A 25,833-nucleotide genomic window follows, 5' to 3' on the forward strand; every position below is an offset into this window, starting at 1 on the left:
CGATTTTTAGTTTAAAATTACGGTTGAGAAAACCACATTTCTTGTGTGTGATAATCTACTTTATCGGCTCCGATCGCTTTTAAAGCATCAAAATTCCAAACATATTCTGAGTTAAATCTCGGACGAACTCTATATGGTAATTTTCCATTGTTGTCAACAAATATTCCTCCGTTTGGTGTTAAATTCATTGATTTGTAAATGTCAGTATTATAGTGATATTTACGTAAATCTGTCCAAGTTTCCAACATTCCATAACCAAATAAAGCTACATATTTTTGAAGCATAATCTGGCTGATAGTCAAGTCTGCAGCCGCTGGAACAATATTTACGTTCGTTAAAAATGCTGTTTTTTCAGCAGCTGTAATTGTTGAGGTAATAGGGAAAGTTGTGCTTACAACAGTATTTGCATTTACAAAATCGATATTAGCGTCAATTGCTTTTCTGTAAGCGTCTAAAGCCATCGCTTTGTCTCCTTTAATAAATGCAGCTTCTGCTTTAATAAATTGAATTTCAGAATACGTCATCAAAGGAAAATTCGCTTTATCTCTAAAAAGATATCTACCTGGAGTTGTAATAGTTCCTGCAGCATAGGTTCCGTAAATATTTGGGATTCTGCTTACGTTTGTTGCAACAGTTGAAGCCGTAGTATTCAGTGGATTTCCATTAAAAGTATACTTGCTCGGATCTGGATTTGCAGCAGAAGCCGGAGCAGTTTCAGAAAGACCTACAGATGGCGCTAAAACTCTAGAAATTCTAGGATCTTTTACATTTCCAAAAAGAGTTCCGTCCATTGTTCGTACTGCAAAATCAGTTTGACGGTAAGTATTGAAATTGTTTCTTCCAGGACCGTAAAAATTGATATCGGCAGCTACTGTTCCGTTGTATCGAATTAAAGCATTGTCTGCGTTTGAAGCCAATGATTTATCGCAGTATTCGATAACTTTATCTGGATTGTAAGAAGCTTTATTAATTTGATTATTTAGGTTTCTAGCCAAAACTCCGTACGCAAATTTCACCCATTTAGAGCGGTCGCCGCCGTACATTTTGTCGCCTGAAGCCGTGTAAGTCTGCGAAACATTTCCATCTGTACGATCTAAATCGACTAAACCTTCGTTTAATAAACGAACAACTTCAGCATAAACTTTATCCTGAGAAACATAGTCAAAAGAAAGACGTGAAGTGAAAACCTGATCAAAATCAATTAATTCTGAATGATAATCTGTTGCAACCTGCCAAGACCAAGCTCTGATAACTTTTGAAATTCCAGTAATATCATGACGCTGCTCTGCAACGGCCTTTTCTTGTAATTTGGTTAAGTTTAAACCAATAGCAAAATACGCCATTTTCCAGATTTCACCGCCTGTATCGCTGTTTGCCTGATATCCAAAACGATCCCATTCGCTTCCTACTGCACCAACTGTAGCAATACTGAAATTTTGAATGTATCGTCCTAAACAACGGTTGTCAAATTGCAGTCCAACAGCCATTTGCTGTTCGATTGGCGGCAGTAAAGCTGGAGCAGAAACATCAACAGGAAAACTAGGATTCACGTTTATATCCTCTAAATCATTGCAAGAAATCATTGTGGTTACAAGACCTAATGCGGCTATATATGTTTTTATATTTTTCATGGTCAATTAATTAAAGTCCGATTTTCAATCCTAAGTTTACACCTCTTGGCGTAGAAACTACTCCAAAGTCAAAACCTGTTCCTCCAGCACCTCCAGTCGAAGCATTAGTTCCGTTAACAGAAGGATCTGCTCCAGTGTAATTAGTGATGATGAAAACATCGGTCATTGTTAAATAAAGCGAAAGATTGTTGATGAATGTTTTTTTCAAGATTTCTGAAGGCATTTGATAGCTTAAAGTGATATCTCTCATTCGCAGCCAATTAATGTCTTTTTCAATAAAATCGGCATCGATAGCTCCAGTTCTATAATATTCGTTTTGAACACTTGGTCTTACCGGAATATTATTTTGTGTTGGAGTATCTGAATTTTCTAAGCCATCTCTCAGCACACCTTTTACAATTCGGGTTTGATCGCGATCTAAAGTTTTCGTAGACAATCCGTTTTGGTATAAATAGAACTCTGTTGCATTGTAAATATCGCCGCCTTTTCTAATGTCTAACATGAATGATAAACTAAGGTTTTTGTAGGTAAATGTATTTTGTAAACCAAGCATAAAATCTGGATTTCTGTCTCCAACAATTTTAAAGTTTGGATCTTTTAAAGGGAAACCAGTATTTGGATCAATTAAAGGTTCTCCGGCATTATTTCTTAAATAATCATTTCCAGTTAAAGTTGTTAACGGATTTCCAACTGTTACCCCGCCGCGAACATTTCCGTAAAGCCAAGTATCTGAAACATAATATTCAGAAACTACAGAAGGAAGATTTAATAATTCTGAACGCGTTTTGCTGAAGTTCGCACTTACATTCCAAGAAAAATTATCTTTTTGAATTGGACTTCCGCTTAAAGTAATCTCTAAACCTTGGTTTTGTAAATCTCCAAAGTTTGCAGAAGTTACTACGAATCCAGTTCCGTAGCTTAAACGCATATTTTTCAAAATAGGATCGATCGTTTTAGTACTGTAAACAGCAACGTCTAATCCAACGCGGTTTTTAAAGAATTTTAATTCTGTACCGAACTCAAAAGATTTACGAAATTCAGGTTTCAAATTCGGATTCGCACCTGTAACTCCATATGCATAACCTCCGTCTGTAGTCAATTGCGGTGTGAAAACCGGCTCTGCAGAATAAGGCGATGGAATATTAGCAGCTTCCGCATACGAAGCTCTTAATTTTCCGTAAGAAAGAATTTCTTTGTCTTTCAATCCGTTTAAGTTTGTGAAAACAAAACTCGTTGAAACAGAAGGATAGAAAAATGGATCAGGTAATACAGAAGTCCAGTCTTCACGTCCAGTCAAAGTCAGATAAACAATTTTATCGTAATCTAAACTCAGCTCAGAAAAGAAACCAATGATTCTGCTTTGGATAATTCTCTCTTGTGATCTTTGCGTTGTAGCATCTGTATTGTTGATAGAGTAGAAGTTAGGATCGAAAAATTTGCTTCCTGTTGTAGATAAAATTTTATAATCATTATCGTTAACCGAATTACCCACCATCAGTTTGGTATTGAATTTTCCGAAAGATTTTTTAGCTGTAACTAATAAAGTCGTGTTTAAATTACTCGTATTTGAATAGTAAGATTCGATATAACCACCAGAAGCAATACCCGCAGCAGATTCTGGATGAATGGCTCTGTAACCTTGAGCAGAATTGACATCCCAGCCCACACGGCCCGTTAAGTTTAACCAAGAAGTTGGATCGTAGATTAATCCAACATTCGTAATAAAACGATTATTGAAATCCTCCGATAAATTTTTGTTTACCTCCCAATACGGATTATCGGTTTCGTTATCCAAAGCACCGCTGGTGATTTTTCTTCTCGTTCCGTCAGGATTTAGATAAACACTTGCATCATCATTTGCCGGCCAAGTTAATAATGAAAGCAGATAACCTGCATTTGTTACTCCTGGAATCTGTATGGCAGATCCAGCTCCCTTTGCTGCTTTTTGATTGTCTGATTTTGTAAAATTAAAACTAGCTTCTGATCTTAATTTTGAAGATAATTTTGCAGAAGCATTCAAATTAGCAGTTAAACGGCTGTATCCTGTATTTGGCACAACACCTTCCTGATCTAAGTTGGCAATAGACAAACGGTAAGAAGTGGTTTCTGTACCCGCCTCAAATGACAAATTATGATTGGTTGAAACTCCAGTTTTAAAGAAATTTTCAACATTATTATAAAATTTAGTTCCTGGTTCGTAAGCCGTTCCAAATTGTCTTCTGTAATCTGGATTGTTTACACCATCAGAACCTCTTTGATATACTTTTTGAATTTCTGGGAAACGATATAAATTGTCAAATCTTGTATTAGTAGAATAAGTAAGTCTTCCAACTCCTTTTTTACCTTTTTTAGTTGTAATAACGATCGCACCATTTCCAGCCTGCATTCCGTAAAGCGCTGCCGCCTCAGGTCCTTTTAAGATAACCACAGATTCAATATCGTCTGGGTTAATATCCGCACCTCTGTTGGTGTAATCCTGCGTTCTGTTTGGAGCATTAGAAATTGTTACACCTTGGTCCATTGTTTCATTACTCACTGGTAATCCGTCAACTACATACAAAGGAGAGTTGCTCCCGCTAAGCGAATTTACACCTCTTAACTGAATCGCAGCAGAGGCTCCCGGTGCTCCAGAAGTACTCGTTACGGTAAGACCCGCAACACGACCTTGCAAAGCCGTAGCAAAGTTTGGGCGCTGAGTGTCTGCGATTTCTTTTCCTTTTACTTCCTGAACCGCATATCCTAAAGACGATTTGTTTCTAACAATACCCATAGAACCCACAATAGTTACATTGTTCAGCGTTTGAGCACTTTCTGAAATAACAATTTTAAGATTGCTGCCATTTACAATAACTTCTTTGGTATTAAAACCAATGTAAGAAACAAGAAGTACTGCTCCTTGGTTTGCTTTGATCGAAAAGGTTCCATCAACTCCAGTCGAAGTTTGATCTTTGGTTCCCTGTACTAGAATGTTTGCGCCTGGCAATGTGTTACCGCTGCCATCTGTAACGACACCTTTTACTAGATTGTTTTGCGAATAACTGGTTAGTATTCCAAAAATGAAAAGTAAAAGAATTAAATGCTTTTTTTTCATAAGGGTTAATTTATGGTTAGAGATGCGAAATGTATAAAATATTTTTAAAAAATTGCAACTTTATGTCGTATTTTTATCAATTCTATTCAATAATGCATAAAAACGCATAAATAACTTTGAATTAATTGGAATTATGGAAATCGTAAAAAGTTTTATTTTGAGGATTTTCAAAACTGCGATGTTTTTCTAAATTTGTAAAAAAGAAGATCTTATGCTCAAAAAGGAAAGACATCAATTCATTATGAATAAATTTCAACAAGTCGAAAAAATAAATACGATCGACTTAGCTTTAGAATTGAATATTTCTGAGGATACTATTCGCAGGGATTTTATTGAGTTAAATGATAAAGGATTAATAAATAAGGTGTATGGAGGCGCATTTTTAGCCAAAAACAATCATAAAAATGTTTTCGACATTACTATTATTAATGAGGATAAGAAAATAAGCGTGGCTAAAAAAGCGCTTTCTTTTTTGAATGAAGGTCAAGTGATTATTATGAGCGGAGGAACAACAAATTTGACTCTCTGCAAACTTATTCCGCTAAATTTTACCGCTACGATTTATACCTACAGTCTTCCAATTGCGATGCAGTTATCGCAGCACCCGAATATCGAATTGATTTTTATTGGCGGGAAATTGCAAAAGCAGGCAATGGTAACCGTTGGTATTGATGTGGTTCAGGTGCTTTCCAAAATTAAAGCCGACATTTGTTTTATGGGTGTCAGCAGTATCGATGTAAATCAAGGACTTACCGAAATAGGTTATGAAGTTTCGGTTATTAAAAAAGAGATGATTAGGGCATCAGACAAGGTAATTGCGCTTTTTACCTCTGAAAAAATGAACAGCAAAATGCCACATAAAGTTTGTGATCTTGATAAACTTTACGCCGTTGTAACAGACCTAAATGTTGCAAGTCCGAAAATAAAGAATTTTGTCGATTCTGGAATCAAAGTATTGTAGAATTACTTAAAAATGCATTTTTATGCGGTTTTAAAAAAATATGGTATATCCTACAAATAAAGTATAAAACTTATTTGCTTTTCTATATATTTGCTTTCAAACCAATTAAATTTTTTAAGTTATGATTATAGTTATAATCCTTGTTGTTTTTTTAGCAGTTGGCGTTTTTATTTATAATTCCCTTATCGAAAGAAGAAATCAGGTTACAAATGCTTTTTCGGCAATTGATGTTATGCTTAAAAAACGTTTTGATTTGATTCCCAATCTTGTTGAGGTGGTTAAACAATACACCAATTACGAACAAAGTACATTAACTAAAATCGTAGAACTTCGCGCAAAAGCAGGTTCAGGTTCACTTACAGAAACCGAAAAAGCAAGTTTAGATACGGAATTAAGTACAGCTGTAAAAGGTTTAATGGTTACCGTTGAAAACTACCCAGACTTAAAAGCCAATACTAATTTCCTGAATTTACAATCGACTTGGACAGAAAGTGAAGAACAAATCGCAGCTGCGAGAAGAACTTATAATGCTTCGGTTACTAGTTACAATAATGCTATTATGATGTTCCCAGGCAATATGTTTGCGGGAATGCTCAATTATACTAAAATTGATGTTCTGGAAACACCAGCAGAAGAACGTAAAAACATTAGTGCAAAAGAGCTTTTTAATAATTAATGGATTCAGAAAATACTACTTATAAAGCTTTACAGGAGGTTTTAAATACATTAGAAATTGACCGAAAAAAAATAGCAGAAACCTATAAAACCTGCTATATCTTGTTTGGTCTTGCGGCATTAATTTTAGCTATTGGTTTATTAATTAGGTTTCCAATGTTAGCCTTTTTTGGAGCTTTAGTTCCTCTGGTTATTGGTGTTGTAATGTATTTTCAAATACAAGATGAAGTCAAAAAATACAAATTTGTTTATAAAACCAATGTTGTTTCATCAGCATTAAAAGAGATTAATGAAACTTTTTCGATTACGCCTCAAAGCGGACTTCCCGAATATGAGTTTGTAAGCTCTGAACTTTTTACAACCGAACCAGATCGTTATAAGACCCAAGATTTAATAAGCGGAACTGCCGATAAAACTGCTTTTTGGTTTGCCGAAGTTCACGCTGAATATAAAACCGAAACCCACACCAAAAACGGAACGAAAACAACTTGGCATACAATTTTTAAAGGAATTATTTTCGTAGCCGATTTCAATAAAAAGTTTGAAGTGTCGACTGTCGTGCGGCCAAAAGGTGTTGGAGATGCTATTGGTGCGTGGTTTTCTAAAAACGTTTTTAGCTTTGGAAACAGCGAGTTAGTGCATTTAGAAAATACCATTTTTGATGAGATTTTTGTTACCTATTCTAGAAATCAAATTGAGGCAAGATATATTTTAACTCCAGCCATGATGGAAAGAATTTTAGAATTAAACAAAAAATCAGAGGATACTATTTCGCTCTCATTTATAGATTCTAAAATGTATATTGCTTTTCCGCTGTCTCATAACTACTTTGAGGCACCTATTCATTCTTCGTTATTAGTTCCTGATTTACTTACTGATGATCTTTCGATAGTTCAGTTTATGCAGGATATTGTTCATGAACTGGATTTGAATACTAGGATTTGGGGAAAGGGGTAAGAATCTTAGTGCGAAGATATCTTTTTATTTAAATTCCAATTTTTTAAATTCCAAATTCCAAAAAAATGGAAGTTTAAATTGTCATAATCCTTCGACTACGCTCAGGGCGACAATTGTGTTTGGAAAAAATCTCTGAACCTTTGCCACTTTGGACCTTTGTCCCATTACTTCAAAACAAACTCATTTTCTTTTAACTTCTTCAAAACAGCAGCAATAATTTTAGAACGGCATTCTGAATTTTCAGTTGTTGATGCCGTTTTTACCCAATAGCGGATATTGAGTTGAATGACACCCGCACCGGCAACATCAGTAATTACGGCTGCGTTTTCGTGGTCTTTTTCGGTGACGTCTTCGCTGTTTCCGAGAACCTCTTTTACAAGTTCGATAGCACGGGTGTAATCAGAACCATATTCGAGTCCAACGGTGAACGTCTGAAGTAAGAAACCTTCGCTGTTATAATTGATAAGTGTGTTTTTTATTAAAAGTGCGTTTGGAATATAAATGATTTTCGAGTCGCTTTTTACTTCGGTATCGCGCAGGTTGAGGTTAATGACTTCGCCTTTCACGCCGTTACTTTCAATAATATCTCCAATGTTAAAAGGTCTTTTGAAAGCCAGCAGAATTCCGGCAAGGAAATTTTCGCCAATATCCTTAAGCGCAAAACCAATTACAAAAGCAGAGATTCCGGCACCGGCAAGCATGCTTTGAGCGATTCCGTCAAGGCCAATAATTCGGAACATAATAAGAATGCCGATAATAATAAGAACAGACTTAATTAAACGAGCGATAAAAGTTGCCAGAAGACGATCGTGCATTCTGACTTTTAGTCGGTTGCCTGCAAAAATTCCGACACGGCTTGCAATAAACCATGAAACCAAAATGACCAGAACTGCCAGAATAAATTTTGGCGTAAGATCGACAATACTATAATAATATCCTTCTAAATGTTTGACAACGTCTTGCAGAAAGTCTTCCATAATAAATAAGTAATTGGCATAAAAAAGTTAAATTCTAAAAGTAGAGATTTAGAAAGTGGAACACTTTACAGGATTCTCTTAGAATTTTATAAAATCTAATGGAGGAATCAGATAAAATCACAAATTATATCAATTTAATCTGCTATATTTTTATATTTGCTGTCTGAGTTTTTTCAGAACTATTTTATCAAAAAGCACCACTTACATGTTGACCCAATCTCATTTAGAGCAATTAGCCGATACTCTCGAAGGCAAACTTTTATACGATGATCTTCATAAAACACTTTATTCTACAGATGCATCAGTGTATCGGATTCGGCCAAATGCAGTGGCTGTGCCTAAGACGGTAGAAGATATCAGCAAATTAATTCGCTTCGCAGCACAACATAATATTTCGATTACGCCAAGAACTGCTGGAACTTCACTGGCCGGACAAGCGGTAGGGGACGGACTTGTGGTGGATGTTTCGAAAAATTTCACCAAAATTATTTCGTACAATGCCGAAAAGAAAACCGTTACGGTACAGCCTGGTGTTATTCGAGATGAACTGAATTTATTCTTGAAACCTCACGGGGTATTTTTCGCGCCAATTACATCAACCTCAAATCGAGCTATGATTGGCGGAATGGTTGGGAATAATTCATCTGGAACAACTTCGATTCGTTATGGTGTTACGCGCGATAAGATTGTTGAGGTTAAAGCAATTTTGAGCGACGGTTCTGAAGTAGCTTTTGGAGAACTGACTTCGGCAGAATTTATGGAGAAAACCAAAGGAGATTCTTTAGAAAATAAAATATACAAACGACTTTACGATGAACTTTCGGAAAAGGAAAATCAGGAAGAGATTATAAAAGAGTTTCCGAAACCAGAAATTCACAGAAGAAATACAGGTTATGCCGTTGATATCCTATTACGATCCGATTTATTTGGCGGAACAGAACCAACAATTAACGTTGGAAAATTACTTTGCGGAAGCGAAGGGACTCTAGCCTTTACAACCGAAATCACTTTAAAAGCTGACGATTTACCGCCTGTACATAATATTATGGTAGTTGGACATTATCATACAATTCAGGAATCTCTTGAATCAGTTGTTGTGGCTATGAAACATCATTTGTACACCTGCGAAATGATCGACGATACCATTTTGGATTGTACGAAAACCAATCGCGAACATATAAAAAACAGATTCTTTTTAGTTGGAGAACCCAAAGCAATTATGTTGTTTGAAGTAGCTTCTCATTCCCTAGAAGATGCTGAGAAACAAGCAAATGATTTAATTGCCGATTTAGAAAAACATAATTTTGGTTATGCCCGAGTAAAGATTTACGGTCCGGATATTGATAAAGCCAACGAACTGAGAAAAGCTGGTCTTGGACTTTTGGGAAGTATTGTTGGCGACAATAAAGCAGCCGATTCTATTGAAGATACTGCAGTTGAATTAAGCGATTTACCCGCATATATTGCAGAGTTTTCGGCAATGATGTTAAGCCACGGACAAGAAGCGATTTACTATGCGCATGCTGGTGCGGGAGAACTGCATTTGCGTCCGGTCTTGAATTTGAAAAAAACGGAAGATTTAAAATTATTCAGAACCATTGCGACAGATGTGGCGCATTTGGTGAAAAAATATAAAGGTTCATTGAGCGGTGAACACGGCGACGGAATTGTGCGCGGGGAGTTTATTCCGTTTATGATTGGCGAGAAAAATTACGAATTGCTGAAAAGAATCAAATTGGCGTTTGACCCGAATTCGGTTTTTAATATCGGGAAGATCGTCAACGCCTTGAAAATGGATGAAAATCATCGTGTAATTTCGGGAAGAGTAGAGCCGGATATTAAGACGTTTCAGGATTTCTCAGACAGTTTAGGAATTCTTCGTGCAGCCGAAAAATGCAACGGTTCCGGCGATTGCAGGAAAATGCCGTCGGCGGGAGGAGCGATGTGTCCGAGTTATCGTGCGACCAGAAATGAAAAAGAAACCACTAGAGCCAGAGCAAATGCTTTAAGAGAATATTTGACATATTCTGAAAAAGAAAATAAATTTGACCAGAAAGAATTATACGAAGTTTTTGAGTTGTGTGTAAGCTGTAAAGCCTGTGCCAGCGAATGTCCGAGTAACGTGGATGTCGCAACGCTAAAAGCCGAATTTTTATACCAATATCAAAAAGCAAACGGATTTTCGACCCGAAGTAAAATTTTTGCCAATAACGCAAAATTGAACAAAATGGGAAGTTTGTTTCCATCGATTACTAATTTTATTTCGAATCAGTCGCTAGTTAAAAAATCAATGGGAATTGCGCCCGAAAGACAAGTGCCGCTTTTGGCGAAAAAGACTTTCAGAAAATGGTATGAAAATAACAAACCCAAAAATATCGATTTTCCAAACGGACAATTGTATTTGTTTGTGGATGAATTTACCAATTATTACGATGTAAATATCGGGATTGACGCTTTTGAATTATTAACGAAGTTAGGATATCAGGTTTTAATCGTAGATCACGAAGAAAGCGGCAGAACGTATTTATCGAAAGGATTTTTGGAAGAGGCCAAAAAGATCACGGATATCAATATCAATATTTTCAAAGATTTAATTTCAAGTAATGCGCCTTTAATCGGAATAGAACCGTCAGCAATTTTGACTTTTAGAGATGAATATCTGCGATTGGCATCGGACAAAGAAAATGCGGAGAGAATTTCGCAAAATGCTTTTACTGTTGAAGAATTCTTTAAAAAAGAAATCATCGATGGGAAAATAACTCCAGATTCATTTTCTGAAGAAACCAAAGAAATCAAAATCCACGGACATTGTCATCAAAAATCGTTGAGTTCTGTTGAAGCGACTTTCGCCATGCTGAATCTCCCTAAAAATAATACCGTTACGATTTACAATTCGGGTTGCTGCGGAATGGCAGGTTCTTTTGGATATGAAAAAGAACATTACAAAGTAAGTATGCAAATGGGAGAGGATACACTTTTCCCAAAAGTTAGAAATACTGCTGAAAACGTAAAAATTGCCGCTGCGGGAACGAGCTGTCGTCATCAAATTTATGACGGTACAAAACGTGAAGCGCAGCATCCAGTTAGTATTTTGAGAAGCTGCTTAAAATAAAAGTTTGCCACGAATTACACGTATAGCCCGAATTTTTTTGGCACAGATTAAATGATTATTTCTCATTTTATGTCATTTCGATCCCGAGGCTTCGGGAGAGAAATCTTCACAAGTAACTCCGCAACGAAAATCCAATCTTTGTAGAGCTTCTCGTAGAGATTTCTCTCCCGAAGCCTCGGGATCGAAATGACAAACTTTGGTTATAAGTTTTATTTAAAAGAGTATTTTAAAATCATTTTAATTCTTTTAATCTGTGGCAAAAAAACTATTTCAAAATAACTTTTTTACCAGTTTCAGCTGCTTTATAAATAGCATTAATGATTCTAACGTCTTTCATGCCTTCTTCTCCAGTAATATGATTTGGGAGTTTTTTGTTTGCTAAAATCACTTTGCAAATTTCATCCATTTGGGTTTGCTGTTGGTTTATCACAGGAAAATTAAATGCTTTTCCATCAGATCTTTTACCTACAAATGGGCCATAACTAACAGCAGGACTCATTTCAAATGTACCTTCATCTGCGGAAGCAAAAAATCTATCAATGCCAAAACCATAGGAACTGCTGCAATTAGCCACAGCACCACTTGGAAATTCCATTTGCCAAGTAATATTTTCTTCCACCTGAGCAAACATATTTTTATTGTTTACAGTTCCAAATTGTGCCGTTACAGCAATTGGTTCTTCACCTAAAACATAACGCGAAACCTGAATACAATAAACGCCTAAATTGATTAAAGTACCGCCTCCCGCTAGTTTTTTATTCAATCTCCATTGGTTACGCGCATTTAAATCTACGGGTGTATTAATATTACGAAAATCATACGTACTATAGCCAAGAGAGGCTTCAATAAAACGTACCTGCCCCAAAACTTTTTCCTGTCCAAGTCGCTTTACTTCCAGATGATTAGGTTCGTAATGCAGACGATAACCCATTGCGAGTTGTACATTGTTTTCCTTGCAGGTTTTAATCATTTCTTCGCAGTCTTCAATAGTAATCGCCATCGGTTTTTCAACAATAACATGTTTTCCTGCTTTTGCTGCCCTAACGGTAAGTTCTTTGTGCAGTGAATTGGCAGTTACGACATAAACTAAATCAATATCTTTGTTTTTTACGATGGAATCGAAATTCTCATAATTGTAAATGTTCTTCTCTGGTATATTATATTTCTTTTTCCAATTTTCGGCTTTAGAGGGAGTTCCTGTCACGATTCCCGCAAGCTGGCAGTATTCAGAAACTTGAAGACCTTCCGCCAGAAGTGAAGCGTAATTTCCTAAGCCGCAAAGCGCGATATTTAGTTTTTTTCCCGTATAAGGCTTTTTATTAGTTTCCGGCGCAGATAAAAAAGAAGGAAGAGCTGTCATCACAACAGACGCGCCAACGCCAATTCCAAATTTATTCACAAACGATCTTCTTGAAATTTTTTCCATATAATTTATCTTTTAAGTTAAATAGCAATTTATTAGTAAGCTGTTTTTGATAAATGTTACATTTGTGTTTATTATAATTACTCAAATGAAATAATTAATTAACGATGAAAAAATATCAACCATCAATAGAAGAAATAGATCAAAAACTTGATCAGACTATTAAGCAAAAGTTTTCATCAGGTTATATGTCTAATAAAAAATGGGTAAAACTAATTGATACTTTTGTTGAAAATGCTGAATTGATTAAGAGAGGTGAGATCAAAAAAGTGCTAGAGGAGAAAATTGGGCTAATTTTCATTTCAGAAAATTTACAATATGAGTTTGATTATTGGAATATTGGATTTGAAGGTGTAAATTCATTTGGAGGTTGGCTACTTTATAAAGAAATAGAATTTCTAAAATTCCCTGCAAAATTTCAAAATGAAAATTCATATCAAGAACAAGACTTGATTGAAATCAAAGAAATTATAAATAAAATTGGAGTATTCGAAATGACAGATCAAAATGATGAACTTATTTTGTTTTGCTATAAATAAGAACTGATATAATAAATTCATTCAAAAAATAAATTCGGGATAATTGAGAAATTATTTAGCAAAAAAACTTCGTGTCCTAGTTCCTTAGTGGCAAAAAATAATTCCAAGTAAAACAAAATCGTTTTATATATTTGAAATCAGGATAATTTTTGCATTATTTGCAAAATAAAACCATAAAGTCCCAAGTAAATTAATTTTATAATAGCAAAACATATATGGCATTTTCAAGTTTATTCCGAAAGAAAACAGTACAGGATATTCTGAAGCAAGTTGCTCAGAACGAATCAGATGGTCATAATGCACTTGGAAAACATTTGACTACAAGAGACTTAACTGCATTCGGAATAGCTGCTATTGTTGGAGCTGGTATTTTTAGTACTATCGGAAAAGCCAGTGCAGACGGCGGACCAGCTGTTATTTTCCTATTTTTGTTTACAGCTTTAGCATGTAGTTTTGCTGCTTTCGCTTACGCGGAATTTGCTTCGATGGTTCCAGTTTCAGGAAGTGCTTATACCTATTCGTATGTTGCTTTTGGAGAATTAATCGCCTGGATAATCGGCTGGGCACTGATTATGGAATATGCTGTCGGAAATATAACCGTTGCCATATCGTGGAGTGATTATTTTACAGGACTGCTCCAGAGCGGCGGTATACATCTTCCACAATGGATTCAGATGGATTATTTAACGGCATCAAACGGATTTAAAGATGCCGAAGCTTTAATGCGAGGCGGAAAATCATTCGAAAATTTAAGTACAGCTTTACAGCAGGCCCATACAGCTTGGACAACAGCGCCAACAATAGGATCTTTCCATTTTGTTACCGATTTACCAGCTCTATTTATCATTATTTTGATTACAGCTTTGGTTTACAGAGGAATGAAAGAATCTCGTAACGCCAGTAATTTAATGGTTGTTGTTAAACTTTGTGTAGTTCTTCTAGTAATTGCTGTGGGTGTATTTTACGTAGATACAGCAAACTGGGATCCGTTTGCTCCAAATGGAGTTGGCGGGGTTTTAAAAGGTGTTTCTGCTGTTTTCTTTGCTTATATTGGTTTTGATGCGATTTCGACAACTGCCGAAGAATGTAAAAATCCGCAGCGTGATTTACCACGAGGTATGATGTGGGCAATTATCATTTGTACGATTTTATATATCGCTATTGCCTTAGTTTTGACCGGAATGGTAAAATACCACGAACTAAATGTTGGAGATCCTCTTGCATTTGTTTTCGATAAATTAGACCTAAAATGGATGTCGGGAATTATTGCTGTAAGTGCTGTAGTAGCCATGGCAAGCGTTTTATTGGTTTTCCAAATGGGACAGCCTCGTATCTGGATGAGCATGAGCCGTGATGGTTTATTGCCAAAGAAATTTTCTACCGTTCACCCAAAATATAAAACACCATCATTTGCTACAATCGTAACAGGTTTTGTGGTAGCAGTTCCAGCTTTGTTTCTAAACCTTACAATGGTTACTGATTTATGCAGTATTGGAACTTTGTTTGCCTTTGTATTAGTTTGTGCAGGGGTTTTAGTGTTACAAAACAAACCTGAAATTCCAAGAGGAAAATTCAAAACGCCATATGTAAATTCAAAATATATTTTACCAGTTTTAATGATTGCTGGATTGTACTATGCTTTTACGTTCAACAATAAAGCTACAATGGCTTTTATAAATAATGAGGCGCAAACGAATGATGCGACAACAATTATTACTTCTTTAGATAAAGAAGAATCGGCAAAAGTTTTTAATTATTTGGAAAGCATTGACGTTCAAAATAAAACTGCAGAAACATCAGATTTAGAGCATTTGCTAAGTCAATACCAAGACGATGACGCAAAATATGCTGAGGTTGTAAAAGGATTACCAATTAACGATTCTTTAAAATACGAATCAGGATTCAGTTTGTTCAAGCACAAAATTCCAATGTGGATTTTCCTATTTGTTTTAGTTGGATTAGCCGTTTGGGCATTTAGAAAAAACCTTTCTTTAATTCCGCTTTTAGGATTAATTTGCTGCCTTTACATGATGGCCGAATTAAGCGTTTGGAACTGGATTTACTTCACCATTTGGTTACTAATCGGATTGTTTATTTACTTTACTTATAGTAGAAAAAATAGTAAACTAAATACTCAAGTTGTGAGTTAGAAGTAAAACGTTATATGTGAAAAGCCGTTCTGAGAATAATTTCAGAACGGCTTTTTTCATATAAAATTCACTCAAATTTTCTCGCGCAGATTGTGCAGGTCTAGCAGATTTTTTTATAGATTTCTACAACAATAAGCATGATCAGCCAAATCTGCGAGAGAGAAATCTTAGTGAACCTCTGTGTAAACTTCTTTACTAATCTCTGGGGAATTCAAAATACCAAGCTCAACCATACAAGCTTTCATCATTTGGTAAGTGCGTTCAATATCATTATCCAATCCAATAGAAAAGCGAATCAAACCGTCTGTTAATCCCATTTCATTCTGCTCTTCTAAGGGAATTTCACTAGAAGTCGAAGTTCCTGGTGCGCTGAATAATGTTTTATAAAAACCTAAACTAACAGCTAAATAACCTAAGTTTCTTTCCTGCATCAATTCCATTAATTCATTGGCTTTCGCTAAAGTGCCAACATCAATCGTCAGCATTCCTCCAAAACCATATTCTGGATTAATCATCGTTTTGTACAATTCGTGACTCGGATGACTTTTTAATCCGGGATAAACCGTTTTTAAACCGTCTTTCTCAAATTGATCGGCAAGAAAATGCGCATTATGACTGTGCTGTTTGATTCGGATGTGAAGCGTGCGAAGATTTTTCATTACAGAAGCCGAACGCAAACTATCCATCGTTGGCCCTAACAGCATACTTGCACCAGAATTTACATTTTTTAGCGAATTAATAAATTCTTTTGATGCACAAGTCACACCTCCGACAGTATCACTGCTTCCGTTAATGTATTTTGTCAAACTATGAATGACAATATCGGCACCTAATTTTGCAGGAGAAACAGATAAGGGTGAAAATGTATTATCAACAACCAATTTCAAATTATGCTTTTTAGCAATTTTAGACAGACCCGCAATATCGGCAACTTCCAGAAGTGGATTACTAACCGTTTCGCAATATAAAACTTTCGTTTTTGATGTAATTGCTGCTTGTACAACGTCCAACTTAGTAATGTCAACAAAGCTTGTTTCAATTCCGAATCTTGGAGTAAAGTTTTTTAGAAAAGCGTATGTTCCGCCATAAATAGTTCGGCTCGAAACAATGTGATCGCCCGCACCGCACAGCTGTAATAGAGTAGGCGTAATCGCACCCATTCCTGAAGCCGATACATTTGCTGTTTCCGTTCCTTCCATTGCCGCCAAAGCCTGATCCAAATACAAATTGCTTGGCGACGAATGACGCGAGTATAAATAACAGCCTTCCATATTGCCTTCAAAAGTATCAAACATCGTTTTAGCCGAAAGAAAAGTATAAGTAGAAGAATCAGAAATCGACGGATTCACACCGCCAAATTCACCGAAATATTGTAAATCTTGAATTTTATCTGCTGGATTAAAGTTTTTCATTATAGTTAGTTTTTTGTTTGTTTTGTTTCAAGTTGAGAGCTAGGAAGCTCATTTCTAAGAAATTCTATCCAAAATAAGATCTATTTAGAGTATTAATCAATCATAAATTGAATAATTAGATTTTAAAACTATAAAAACTTATTTTTAATGATTTTTAATCTAAATTTGGTGTTAAAGATGTAATCCAGTAGATTTTCTTTCTAGTAAAAAAAAGAATAAATATTAATCAGAGGATGAGATTGCTTCGTTCCTCGCAATTACGTAACTATGACTCTAGACGCTACAGATAAAAAACTTCTGGTTTTACTTCAAACCGACAGTAAAAAAACAACCAAAGAATTATCTTTAAAACTTGATCTTTCTGTAACCGCAGTTTACGAACGAATCAAAAAACTAGAACGAGAAGGTATCATTAAAAACTATGTAGCATTAGTAGATAAATCCAAAATCGAAAAAGGATTTGTGGTTTTTTGTCACTTAAAACTCATTCAGCATACCAAAGAATTCCTAACCAAATTCGAAAGTGAAGTCATCAAACTAAACGAAGTTTTAGAATGCCATCATGTAAGCGGTGATTACGATTATATCTTGAAAGTTTTAGTAAAAGATATGGAAGCGTATCGTGAATTTTTGGTTACCAAATTGACTTCGCTTCAACATATTGGCAGTACGCAAAGTATGTTTATGATTAGTGAGGTGAAGAACTCGACGGTAATTTCTTTTTAGGAGGTTCAAAGGTTCAGAGAGACAATGGTTCAAAGGTTCTAAGTTTTTAATCTCGCAAAGTTACTTTGAATTGCCTCCAGCTTTAGCTGGAGGAATTAAGATTTGATATAGAAAAGGCTTTAGCCAAAAAGCAAAGTTTGGCTAAAGCCTAAGAGTTTGTAATTTTTTTGTCATCCAGCTAAAGCTGGATGCAATTCATTTTAATTTAAAAAAAACTTTGCGAATCTTCGCGTAATTCTTAGCGCCCTTTGCGATAAAACCTTCCTCCAAAATTTCACACAAAAAACATTGAGATTTAAACTTTAAACAAAACTTTATTCCTTAAATTTGTGACGCTAAAATTAAAAATAGACAAACTATGAGTTCATTTGACGTAGTCATTATAGGTTCAGGTCCTGGCGGATATGTATCAGCAATTCGTTGCGCACAATTAGGTTTCAAAACTGCCATTATAGAAAAATATAATTCATTAGGCGGAACTTGCCTTAACGTAGGTTGTATTCCTTCAAAAGCATTATTGTCGTCTTCTCATCATTATGCTGAAATTGCTCATTTTGCAGATCACGGAATCGAAGTTTCTGGAGATGTAAAAATCAATTTAGAGAAAATGATCGCGCGCAAACAAGCAGTTGTAGATCAAACCGTAGGTGGAATCAACTACTTAATGGATAAAAATAAAATTACTGTTTTCACTGGTTTAGGTTCTTTCGTAGACGCAACGCATATCGCAATTGCAAAAGCTGACGGGACATCAGAAACTATCGAAGCAAAATATACTGTAATCGCTACAGGTTCAAAACCATCTTCTTTACCATTTATCAAAATTGATAAAGAAAGAATCATCACTTCTACTGAGGCTTTAGCTTTAAAAGAAGTTCCAAAACACTTAGTAATTATTGGTGGAGGAGTTATCGGAATCGAGCTGGGACAAGTTTACTTGCGTTTAGGAGCTCAGGTTTCTGTAGTAGAATTCATGGACAGAATTATTCCTGGAATGGACGGTTCTCTTTCTAAAGAATTGACTAAAGTATTGAAAAAACAAGGAATGAAATTCTACGTTTCTCACAAAGTAAAATCAGTTGAAAGAAACGGCGATGCTGTTGTAGTTCAGGCTGAAAATGCAAAAGGAGAAACAATCACTCTTGAAGGAGATTATTCATTAGTTTCTGTTGGTCGTCGTCCTTACACAGACGGATTAAATGCTGACAAAGCTGGAGTGAAAATTTCAGACAGAGGGCAAGTTGAAGTAAACGATCATTTACAGACAAATGTTCCAAATATCTATGCAATTGGTGACGTTGTTCGTGGAGCAATGTTAGCGCATAAAGCGGAAGAAGAAGGAGTAGTGGTTGCTGAAATTTTAGCAGGTCAGAAACCGCATATCGATTACAATTTAATTCCTGGTGTGGTTTACACTTGGCCGGAAGTTGCAGCAGTGGGACAAACTGAAGAGCAATTGAAAGCTGCGGGAGTGAAATATAAATCTGGAAGTTTCCCTTTCAAAGCGTTAGGACGTGCAAGAGCAAGTGCTGACTTAGACGGATTCGTAAAAATCCTTGCTGACGAAAAAACAGATGAGGTTTTAGGAGTTCATATGATTGGTGCTCGTACAGCAGATTTAATTGCTGAAGCGGTTACTGCAATGGAATTCAAAGCTTCTGCTGAAGATATTTCAAGAATGAGCCATGCGCACCCAACTTTCGCGGAAGCGGTAAAAGAAGCAGCATTGGCAGCTACCGAAAATAGAGCTTTACACGTATAATTTACGTTAAACATATTACTAAACCGTCAGAGCAATCTGGCGGTTTTTTTATGTGTTATTTTTCGCTTAGTAATAATATAATAATTGAAAATAATTTTGTAAATTAGATGTGTATTTCAGGTGCTATCTTTATGATTATTAAAAGATAACATTATGAAAAGTAAATATATAGTTCCGATTTTGATTGGAGCAGGAATAGGAATTGCCCTTACATCTTGTGGAGGAGGTATTCCGAAAAAAGCACAAGCTGTAACCAATTTTGACAGCAAAAAGTATCTCGGAAAATGGTATGAAATCGCTAGATTAGATTACAAATGGGAAAGAGATCTGGACAATGTAACTGCTGAGTATTCTTTAAACGAAGATAAAACTATAAAAGTCGATAATAAGGGCTATAATGTCAAAAAAGACAAATGGGAACAAAGTATCGGGAAAGCTAAATTTGTCAAAAAAGACAATATTGGTATGCTGAAAGTCTCATTTTTTGGTCCTTTTTATTCAGGGTACAATGTTGTAGCTATTGACCCCGACTATAAGTATGCGCTTGTTGCTGGTGAAAGTTTAAAATACATGTGGATCCTTTCGCGTGAGAAAACTATTCCAGAAAGTATAAAGGCAGACTATTTAATTAAAGCTCAAGAAATTGGATACAAAGTAACCGATCTCGTTTGGGTTAAGCATGATAGAATGAATTAAAAAAGAACCCGACAGTTTAAATAGCTGTCGGGTTTTATTTTTAGTTTAAAAAATAATTTATGGTGTGAAAATACTTTTATAATTACCCCAATATCTGTAAATCAAAAATAAATTGGCTAAGAATAATAACACTGCAATTGGCAGACCTTCTGGAGCAAGAAAATAATTGATAAACAAAATATTTACCGTAATAGGCAGGATCAAAATATTAGCAAGTGTTACATATCGCCCAGTTATAAATGCAATTCCACACAGCAATTCAATTGATTTAGCAAGTGGCATTAAATAAGTTGAAGCCATCAAACCTACATTAAAAGCTTTAAAATTTCCTGTAGTTTCTGGTTCAGGCATTAAATGAAAAAAGTAACTGATAGAGGCAAAAAGTAACAAAAGACCAATTAAAACGCGGACAATAATTGTGGCAATTTTCATAATACTTAGGATTTTTTAAGGTTAAAAAATATAATTAAGTTATTGGAAAAGATACAATCTAAGGTCTCAAAAATTAAAAGCACAAATCATTTTTTGTGGTTCTTTTTTAAGAATTTTACAGTCAAACTAATTCAATTTTGGGATTAATCTAAGAGTATATCAAATATAACGAATTTTTTCTTATAAAAAGTAAGTCTTTTTAACACTTTTGCTTTGCTTTTATTATCGTTTCATTATTTCTTTTGCGTTCTAGTAGTAAAGGAATTTTGTCGTAATTTTGAAGTTTAAAATTTACCCATTTTTGAGAGTTTCCATTCATAAAAATATTGCAAATCCAGAACTGTTTAAAGAACAGCTATTAAGTTGGGCGCAGCAGTTTCGCGAAGTTATTTTTTTAGACAGCAATTCCTATCCGCAGCAATATTCTAATTTTGATTGTTTATTGGCGGTAGATGCTTTTACCTCTTTAAAAACGGACTACTACAACGCTTTTGAAGATTTAAAACAATATCAGCAGAATACTAAAGACTGGCTTTTTGGTTATCTTTCTTATGATCTAAAAAATGATATAGAAAATCTTCATTCCCAGAATTTTGACGGATTGAATTTTCCTGATTTGTTTTTCTTTCAGCCTAAAAAACTTTTTATCCTAAAAGGTAATCAGCTTGAAATTCAATATTTAATGCTTTGTGATGACGAAGTTGAAGAAGATTTTGATGGAATAGTACAAAGTCGAAAGTCGAAAGTCGAAAGTGACGAAAAATTGAATATTCAACAACGTATTTCTAAAGAATTATATATTCAGAAAATAAATAAAATGCTCGAACATATTCATATTGGAGATATGTATGAGGCAAATTTCTGTATGGAATTTTACGCTGAAAATGCCGTTATAAATCCGTTAGAAAAATTTCAAAAGTTGAATGAAATTTCTAAAGCGCCTTTTTCAGTTTTCTTTAAAAATTACAAACACTATCTGCTTTCTGCTTCGCCAGAGCGTTATATTAAAAAAGTGGGAGATAAAATTATTTCTCAGCCTATTAAAGGAACTTCTAAACGTTTTTTGGATTCGATCGAAGATGAAAAATCCAAAGCTATTTTGGAATCAGATGCAAAAGAACGTGCAGAAAATATCATGATAACCGATTTGGTTAGAAATGATTTGTCGCATACTGCACAGAAAGGTTCGGTTGAGGTTGAAGAGCTTTGCGGTATTTATTCCTTTTTGCAGGTACATCAAATGATTTCTACGATTACTTCAAAATTAGATGCTCAATATTCGGCTGTAGATGTTTTAAAAACTACTTTTCCAATGGGAAGCATGACCGGAGCGCCAAAAATTTCTGTCATGGAAATTATTGAAAATCTGGAAGAAACAAAAAGAGGATTGTACAGTGGTGCAATTGGATATTTTACGCCTGCAGGAGATTTTGATTTTAATGTGGTCATTAGAAGTATATTGTATAATCAGGAAAATAAATACATTTCATTTTCGGTTGGAAGTGCCATTACATCATTATCCGATCCTGAAAAAGAATATGAAGAATGTTTATTAAAAGCTAAGGCAATGCACGAAGTTTTACAATAAAGTGGAATTGTCGCGAATTAGCCGAATTTGCACGAAATTTTTTTTGCCACAGATTATTAAGATTTACACAGATTTAGAATCATTTTAATCCTTTAATCTGTGGCTTTATTTTTTAAAGTTTGCAAATCAACTAGTGGAAATTTGTGTAATTCGTGGCAGAAAAAATACCCGCTTAACATTTCATTTAAAAATAGAACGAATTTAATTTTTTACATTTATCAAATGTTTTCAAAATTTCAAAATCATATAATTTCCAAGTTTCCTTTTTTAGCAGAAAAAAAACTTTTTCTGGCTGTCAGCGGTGGCTTAGACAGTATGGTTTTACTGCATTTGTTCAATCAATTGCCTTATGAAATCGCAGTTTTACATTGTAATTTTCAACTTCGGGGTTTAGAAAGTTTTGGCGATCAGGAATTTATTCAAAACTATTGCGATCAAAATAATATTCCGTTTTTTACGACTCACTTTGATACCGAAGCTTTTGCTAAAGATTATAAATTATCTACGCAGGTTGCAGCAAGGGAACTTAGATACAGCTGGTTTTATGAACTTTTGGAAGAAGAAAACTTTGATTTTATTTTAACGGCGCATCACGCAGATGACAATTTAGAAACTTTTATAATCAACTTGACGCGCGGAACAGGTTTAGAAGGTTTAACGGGAATTCCAGAACAGAACGATAAAATCATTCGTCCGCTTTTGCCATTTTCCAGACCAGAAATTCTGAAATATGCGAAAGAAAATAATATAGAATGGCGCGAAGACAGCAGTAATGCTTCAACTAAATATTTGCGAAATAAAATTCGTCACGATTTAATTCCTGTTTTAAAAGAAATCAATCCTAATTTTTTGGATGTATTTCAAAAGACACAATCCTATCTTCAGGAATCAAAAGAAATGGTTGAAGATGCTTCGATTATGATTTATCAGCAAGTTGCAAAAGAAGCAGGCGATGATATTCATTTTGATTTAAATCAGTTAAAAAAACTTCCCAATTATAAATCATATTTGTATCAATGGCTGAATGAATTTGGTTTTTCTGCTTGGAATGATATTTACGATTTGGTCGAAGGACAATCGGGAAAACAAGTTTTTGCAGAGGAATACAGATTACTAAAAAACAGAGAAACGTTAATTTTGAGTCCGCTTTCTGAGTTGTCAGAAAAAGAAGAATATGAAATTAATTCAAACGATACAGAAGTTAATTTTCCCATAAAATTAAGCCTTTGTAACGTAGGTCACACAACATTCGATTCAAATAGAGTTATATTTGTGGACGTCGATAAAATCCAGTTTCCTTTGATATTACGTAAATGGAAAGAAGGCGATGTTTTTCAGCCTTTTGGCATGCATGGTAAGTCAAAAAAAGTCAGTAAACTTTTTAAAGATGAAAAGTTATCATTGATCGAAAAAGAAAAAACATGGATTTTATGTTCTAATGACCAAATAGTCTGGGTTATCGGAATAAGGCAAGATGAACGTTTTAAAATTGAAAAAGCCACAAACAAAATACTAAAAATAGAACTACAATAATGAACTTTACTCAAAATCTTCAGACAAGCTTGTCAAAAAATATTTGGACTAAAACTATTTTACTGCTGTTGTTTTTCTTTGCTTTTGCAAAAGGTAACGCTCAAATTCTAGAGCCTGTAAAATGGACTTCAAAAATTGAAAAAAAAGGGAATAACGCCGTCTTAATTTTTGATGCTGTTATCGAAAAAGACTGGCATATGTATTCGCAGTTTACTCCAGAAGGCGGACCTCTTGCTCTGGAAATTGCTTTTAAAAATCAAAAAGGTAATTACGAATTAGTAGGAAAAGCAAAAGAAGGAAAAACGAAAACTTCTTTTAATGATGTATTTGGTGTAGATGAAACCTATTTTGAAGGAAAAGCACATATTGAACAAGAAATAAAAATCATTAACCCGAACTTAAAAACGGTTGATGTGGATTTCGATTTTCAGGTTTGTAAAGAAGTTTGTATCAATTCGAGCAAAAAGTTCTCAATTGCAGTTCCATCAACTTTTAAAATGGATCAAGTTCCAGTTGTGGCAGAAGCTCAAAAAGATGAAACTAAAGTAGTTGGTTTAGCAGTTGATACTATTCAAAAAGAAACTAATGCTGCTAAAGATCAAACTGTAAAAGCAGAAAAAGAAGTTAAAGCAGTAGAAATTCCTGCTCCAACACCTGCAAGAAGTTTGTGGTCAATCTTTTTTATTGCGTTTTTATCAGGGTTTGCAGCATTGTTAACGCCTTGTGTTTTCCCAATGATCCCAATGACAGTAAGTTTCTTTACTAAGCAAAGTAAAAGCAGAGCTAAAGGAATTAGAAACGCTGTGATTTACGGACTCTCAATTATTGCTATTTATGTAATTTTAGGTCTTATCGTTACTAAAATATTTGGTGCAGATGCTTTAAATGCTTTGTCTACCGATGTCTGGTTTAACCTAATTTTCTTTGTGATCTTAGTTATTTTTGCAACTTCATTTTTGGGAGCTTTTGAAATTATGCTTCCAAATTCATGGGCAAACAAGGCTGATCAGCAGGCGGATAAGGGAGGAATAATCGGAATATTATTCATGGCTTTGGCTTTGGCAATTGTATCTTTTTCTTGTACAGGACCAATTGTTGGAACTTTATTAGTTGAAGCAGCTTCAAATGGAGGAATCGCTCCAGTTGTTGGAATGTTAGGATTTTCATCTGCATTAGCTTTACCGTTTATGTTATTTGCAATGTTCCCAGGATGGTTAAACTCATTACCAAAATCTGGTGGATGGTTAAATACTGTAAAAGTGGTTCTTGGATTTTTAGAATTGGCTTTGGCATTCAAATTTTTATCAAATGCAGATTTAGTTTTACAATTACATTTCTTAGAAAGAGAAGTTTTCATCGCAATCTGGATTGCAATTTTTGGAGCTTTGACTTTATATTTATTCGGAAAAATTACATTGCCTCATGATAGCCCAATGAATCATATTTCTGTTGGGAGATTATATTTAGGACTACTTACTTTAGTGTTTACAATGTATTTAATTCCTGGACTTTGGGGAGCTCCATTAAAATTAATTAGTGCATTCCCGCCGCCGCCGCAATACAGTGAAAGTCCATTTGGAGTAGGAGGATCAGGAAATGGAGCCGTTTCAGGAGAGCCAATAAAAGGGCTGCCAGAAGGAGCAGAATTAGGCCCTCACGGAATTATGGTTTTTCACGATTATGAGGATGGTGTAGCTTACGCGAAAGAAATCAATAAACCTATAATGCTGGATTTTACGGGTTACGCTTGTGTAAACTGCCGAAAAATGGAAAACAATGTGTGGTCTGATCCTACGGTTTTACCAATTCTAAAAAATGATGTTGTTTTGATTTCACTTTATGTTGATGACAAACGTGAACTTCCAAAAGAAGAACAATTTACAACTGCCTCTGGAGATAAAATTATTACAGCGGGAGATAAATGGACAGATTTTATGATTTCTAAATATAAAACCAATACACAGCCTCTATATGTGATTACAGATTTAGAAGGAAATAATTTAAATAATACTAAACCAACTATCAGCTACGTTAGTACAGAAGAATATTTAAAATGGTTAAAAGAAGGTATTTCTAATTTTAAATAGATTTTAGACTTTAAAATTTCAAATCTATCCCGAGGCTTCGGGACTAAAATTTAAAATATATTGGGGTTGAAATTAATTCAA

General features: G+C 34.8%; 18 protein-coding genes. 12 read left to right on the forward strand and 6 right to left on the reverse strand.

Annotated features, from left to right (window positions below; genetic code table 11):
• Positions 1-17 precede the first annotated feature (17 nt).
• Together QE431_RS05165 and QE431_RS05170 are read right to left on the reverse strand one after the other, a co-directional pair.
• Entirely contained in the window at positions 18-1,631 is a 1,614-nt protein-coding gene (locus QE431_RS05165; RefSeq protein WP_057119305.1) for a SusD/RagB family nutrient-binding outer membrane lipoprotein, read from the reverse strand.
• A 10-nt stretch (positions 1,632-1,641) separates the two neighbouring features.
• Positions 1,642-4,722: a SusC/RagA family TonB-linked outer membrane protein gene (locus QE431_RS05170; RefSeq protein WP_307293420.1), complete on the reverse strand. Its 3,081-nt coding sequence runs from the start codon at positions 4,720-4,722 to the stop codon at positions 1,642-1,644.
• Positions 4,723-4,933: 211 nt separating this feature from the next.
• Between QE431_RS05170 and QE431_RS05175 the strand changes: the two genes are divergently transcribed.
• From QE431_RS05175 to QE431_RS05185, 3 genes are all read left to right on the forward strand, one after another.
• The gene (locus QE431_RS05175) at positions 4,934-5,683 is read left to right on the forward strand and encodes a DeoR/GlpR family DNA-binding transcription regulator (RefSeq protein ID WP_057119300.1); all 750 of its coding nucleotides are present in this window, start codon (positions 4,934-4,936) and stop codon (positions 5,681-5,683) included.
• Positions 5,684-5,804: 121 nt separating this feature from the next.
• Positions 5,805-6,359: a LemA family protein gene (locus tag QE431_RS05180; RefSeq protein WP_057119298.1), complete on the forward strand. Its 555-nt coding sequence runs from the start codon at positions 5,805-5,807 to the stop codon at positions 6,357-6,359.
• Positions 6,359-7,315, forward strand: coding sequence for a DUF3137 domain-containing protein (locus QE431_RS05185; RefSeq protein WP_307293423.1), 957 nt, complete (start codon positions 6,359-6,361; stop codon positions 7,313-7,315). Before QE431_RS05180 ends, QE431_RS05185 begins: the two co-directional genes overlap by 1 nt.
• Positions 7,316-7,479: 164 nt before the next feature.
• Here the strand turns inward: QE431_RS05185 and QE431_RS05190 are convergent, their stop codons facing one another.
• Positions 7,480-8,292: a mechanosensitive ion channel family protein gene (locus tag QE431_RS05190; protein WP_057119292.1), complete on the reverse strand. Its 813-nt coding sequence runs from the start codon at positions 8,290-8,292 to the stop codon at positions 7,480-7,482.
• Between the two features lie 205 nt (positions 8,293-8,497).
• On the opposite strand from QE431_RS05190, the gene QE431_RS05195 reads away from it, so the two are divergent.
• Positions 8,498-11,404: an FAD-binding and (Fe-S)-binding domain-containing protein gene (locus QE431_RS05195; RefSeq protein ID WP_307293425.1), complete on the forward strand. Its 2,907-nt coding sequence runs from the start codon at positions 8,498-8,500 to the stop codon at positions 11,402-11,404.
• Positions 11,405-11,669: 265 nt separating this feature from the next.
• On the opposite strand, the gene QE431_RS05200 is transcribed toward QE431_RS05195, so the two are convergent.
• Positions 11,670-12,830, reverse strand: a complete 1,161-nt coding sequence (locus QE431_RS05200) for a Gfo/Idh/MocA family protein (protein ID WP_307293427.1) — start codon at positions 12,828-12,830, stop codon at positions 11,670-11,672.
• Between the two features lie 104 nt (positions 12,831-12,934).
• Between QE431_RS05200 and QE431_RS05205 the strand changes: the two genes are divergently transcribed.
• Both QE431_RS05205 and QE431_RS05210 read left to right on the forward strand, forming a co-directional pair.
• Positions 12,935-13,366 (forward strand): hypothetical protein, encoded by a 432-nt coding sequence (locus QE431_RS05205; RefSeq protein WP_307293430.1) that lies wholly within the window; start codon positions 12,935-12,937, stop codon positions 13,364-13,366.
• Between the two features lie 215 nt (positions 13,367-13,581).
• Positions 13,582-15,516, forward strand: coding sequence for an amino acid permease (locus QE431_RS05210; protein WP_307293433.1), 1,935 nt, complete (start codon positions 13,582-13,584; stop codon positions 15,514-15,516).
• Positions 15,517-15,683: 167 nt separating this feature from the next.
• Here the strand turns inward: QE431_RS05210 and QE431_RS05215 are convergent, their stop codons facing one another.
• Positions 15,684-16,928: an aminotransferase class I/II-fold pyridoxal phosphate-dependent enzyme gene (locus QE431_RS05215; protein WP_307293436.1), complete on the reverse strand. Its 1,245-nt coding sequence runs from the start codon at positions 16,926-16,928 to the stop codon at positions 15,684-15,686.
• Between the two features lie 267 nt (positions 16,929-17,195).
• On the opposite strand from QE431_RS05215, the gene QE431_RS05220 reads away from it, so the two are divergent.
• The 3 genes from QE431_RS05220 to QE431_RS05230 all read left to right on the forward strand — a co-directional run bounded on the left by QE431_RS05220 (position 17,196) and on the right by QE431_RS05230 (position 20,112).
• Positions 17,196-17,654 carry an Lrp/AsnC family transcriptional regulator gene (locus QE431_RS05220; RefSeq protein WP_012024199.1) on the forward strand — a complete coding sequence of 153 codons (459 nt, stop codon included), beginning with the start codon at positions 17,196-17,198 and terminating at the stop codon, positions 17,652-17,654.
• A 358-nt stretch (positions 17,655-18,012) separates the two neighbouring features.
• Entirely contained in the window at positions 18,013-19,416 is a 1,404-nt protein-coding gene (gene lpdA / locus QE431_RS05225; protein WP_307293447.1) for a dihydrolipoyl dehydrogenase, read from the forward strand.
• A gap of 153 nt (positions 19,417-19,569) precedes the next feature.
• Positions 19,570-20,112, forward strand: a complete 543-nt coding sequence (locus QE431_RS05230; RefSeq protein ID WP_307293449.1) for a lipocalin family protein — start codon at positions 19,570-19,572, stop codon at positions 20,110-20,112.
• Positions 20,113-20,169: 57 nt separating this feature from the next.
• Here the strand turns inward: QE431_RS05230 and QE431_RS05235 are convergent, their stop codons facing one another.
• Positions 20,170-20,544, reverse strand: coding sequence for a DoxX family membrane protein (locus QE431_RS05235; protein ID WP_134140564.1), 375 nt, complete (start codon positions 20,542-20,544; stop codon positions 20,170-20,172).
• A 301-nt stretch (positions 20,545-20,845) separates the two neighbouring features.
• Between QE431_RS05235 and QE431_RS05240 the strand changes: the two genes are divergently transcribed.
• From QE431_RS05240 to QE431_RS05250, 3 genes are all read left to right on the forward strand, one after another.
• Entirely contained in the window at positions 20,846-22,132 is a 1,287-nt protein-coding gene (locus tag QE431_RS05240) for an anthranilate synthase component I family protein (protein ID WP_307293452.1), read from the forward strand.
• Positions 22,133-22,354: 222 nt separating this feature from the next.
• A complete protein-coding gene (tilS, locus tag QE431_RS05245) occupies positions 22,355-23,665 on the forward strand; it encodes a tRNA lysidine(34) synthetase TilS (RefSeq protein ID WP_307293455.1) in 1,311 nt (436 codons plus the stop codon).
• Positions 23,665-25,752 (forward strand): thioredoxin family protein, encoded by a 2,088-nt coding sequence (locus tag QE431_RS05250; RefSeq protein ID WP_307293457.1) that lies wholly within the window; start codon positions 23,665-23,667, stop codon positions 25,750-25,752. The genes tilS and QE431_RS05250 overlap by 1 nt, the downstream gene beginning before the upstream one ends.
• The last annotated feature ends 81 nt before the right edge of the window (positions 25,753-25,833 follow it).

This window comes from Flavobacterium sp. SORGH_AS_0622 (assembly GCF_030818825.1).
Taxonomy (GTDB): domain Bacteria; phylum Bacteroidota; class Bacteroidia; order Flavobacteriales; family Flavobacteriaceae; genus Flavobacterium.

Excerpts from the sequence above, each read along its gene's own strand:
- QE431_RS05165 (WP_057119305.1), bottom strand. The coding sequence starts at position 1,631 with ATGAAAAATATAAAAACATATATAGCCGCATTAGGTCTTGTAACCACA.
- QE431_RS05170 (WP_307293420.1), bottom strand. The coding sequence starts at position 4,722 with ATGAAAAAAAAGCATTTAATTCTTTTACTTTTCATTTTTGGAATACTA.
- QE431_RS05175 (WP_057119300.1), top strand. The coding sequence starts at position 4,934 with ATGCTCAAAAAGGAAAGACATCAATTCATTATGAATAAATTTCAACAA.
- QE431_RS05180 (WP_057119298.1), top strand. The coding sequence starts at position 5,805 with ATGATTATAGTTATAATCCTTGTTGTTTTTTTAGCAGTTGGCGTTTTT.
- QE431_RS05185 (WP_307293423.1), top strand. The coding sequence starts at position 6,359 with ATGGATTCAGAAAATACTACTTATAAAGCTTTACAGGAGGTTTTAAAT.
- QE431_RS05190 (WP_057119292.1), bottom strand. The coding sequence starts at position 8,292 with ATGGAAGACTTTCTGCAAGACGTTGTCAAACATTTAGAAGGATATTAT.
- QE431_RS05195 (WP_307293425.1), top strand. The coding sequence starts at position 8,498 with ATGTTGACCCAATCTCATTTAGAGCAATTAGCCGATACTCTCGAAGGC.
- QE431_RS05200 (WP_307293427.1), bottom strand. The coding sequence starts at position 12,830 with ATGGAAAAAATTTCAAGAAGATCGTTTGTGAATAAATTTGGAATTGGC.
- QE431_RS05205 (WP_307293430.1), top strand. The coding sequence starts at position 12,935 with ATGAAAAAATATCAACCATCAATAGAAGAAATAGATCAAAAACTTGAT.
- QE431_RS05210 (WP_307293433.1), top strand. The coding sequence starts at position 13,582 with ATGGCATTTTCAAGTTTATTCCGAAAGAAAACAGTACAGGATATTCTG.
- QE431_RS05215 (WP_307293436.1), bottom strand. The coding sequence starts at position 16,928 with ATGAAAAACTTTAATCCAGCAGATAAAATTCAAGATTTACAATATTTC.
- QE431_RS05220 (WP_012024199.1), top strand. The coding sequence starts at position 17,196 with ATGACTCTAGACGCTACAGATAAAAAACTTCTGGTTTTACTTCAAACC.
- lpdA (WP_307293447.1), top strand. The coding sequence starts at position 18,013 with ATGAGTTCATTTGACGTAGTCATTATAGGTTCAGGTCCTGGCGGATAT.
- QE431_RS05230 (WP_307293449.1), top strand. The coding sequence starts at position 19,570 with ATGAAAAGTAAATATATAGTTCCGATTTTGATTGGAGCAGGAATAGGA.
- QE431_RS05235 (WP_134140564.1), bottom strand. The coding sequence starts at position 20,544 with ATGAAAATTGCCACAATTATTGTCCGCGTTTTAATTGGTCTTTTGTTA.
- tilS (WP_307293455.1), top strand. The coding sequence starts at position 22,355 with ATGTTTTCAAAATTTCAAAATCATATAATTTCCAAGTTTCCTTTTTTA.
- QE431_RS05250 (WP_307293457.1), top strand. The coding sequence starts at position 23,665 with ATGAACTTTACTCAAAATCTTCAGACAAGCTTGTCAAAAAATATTTGG.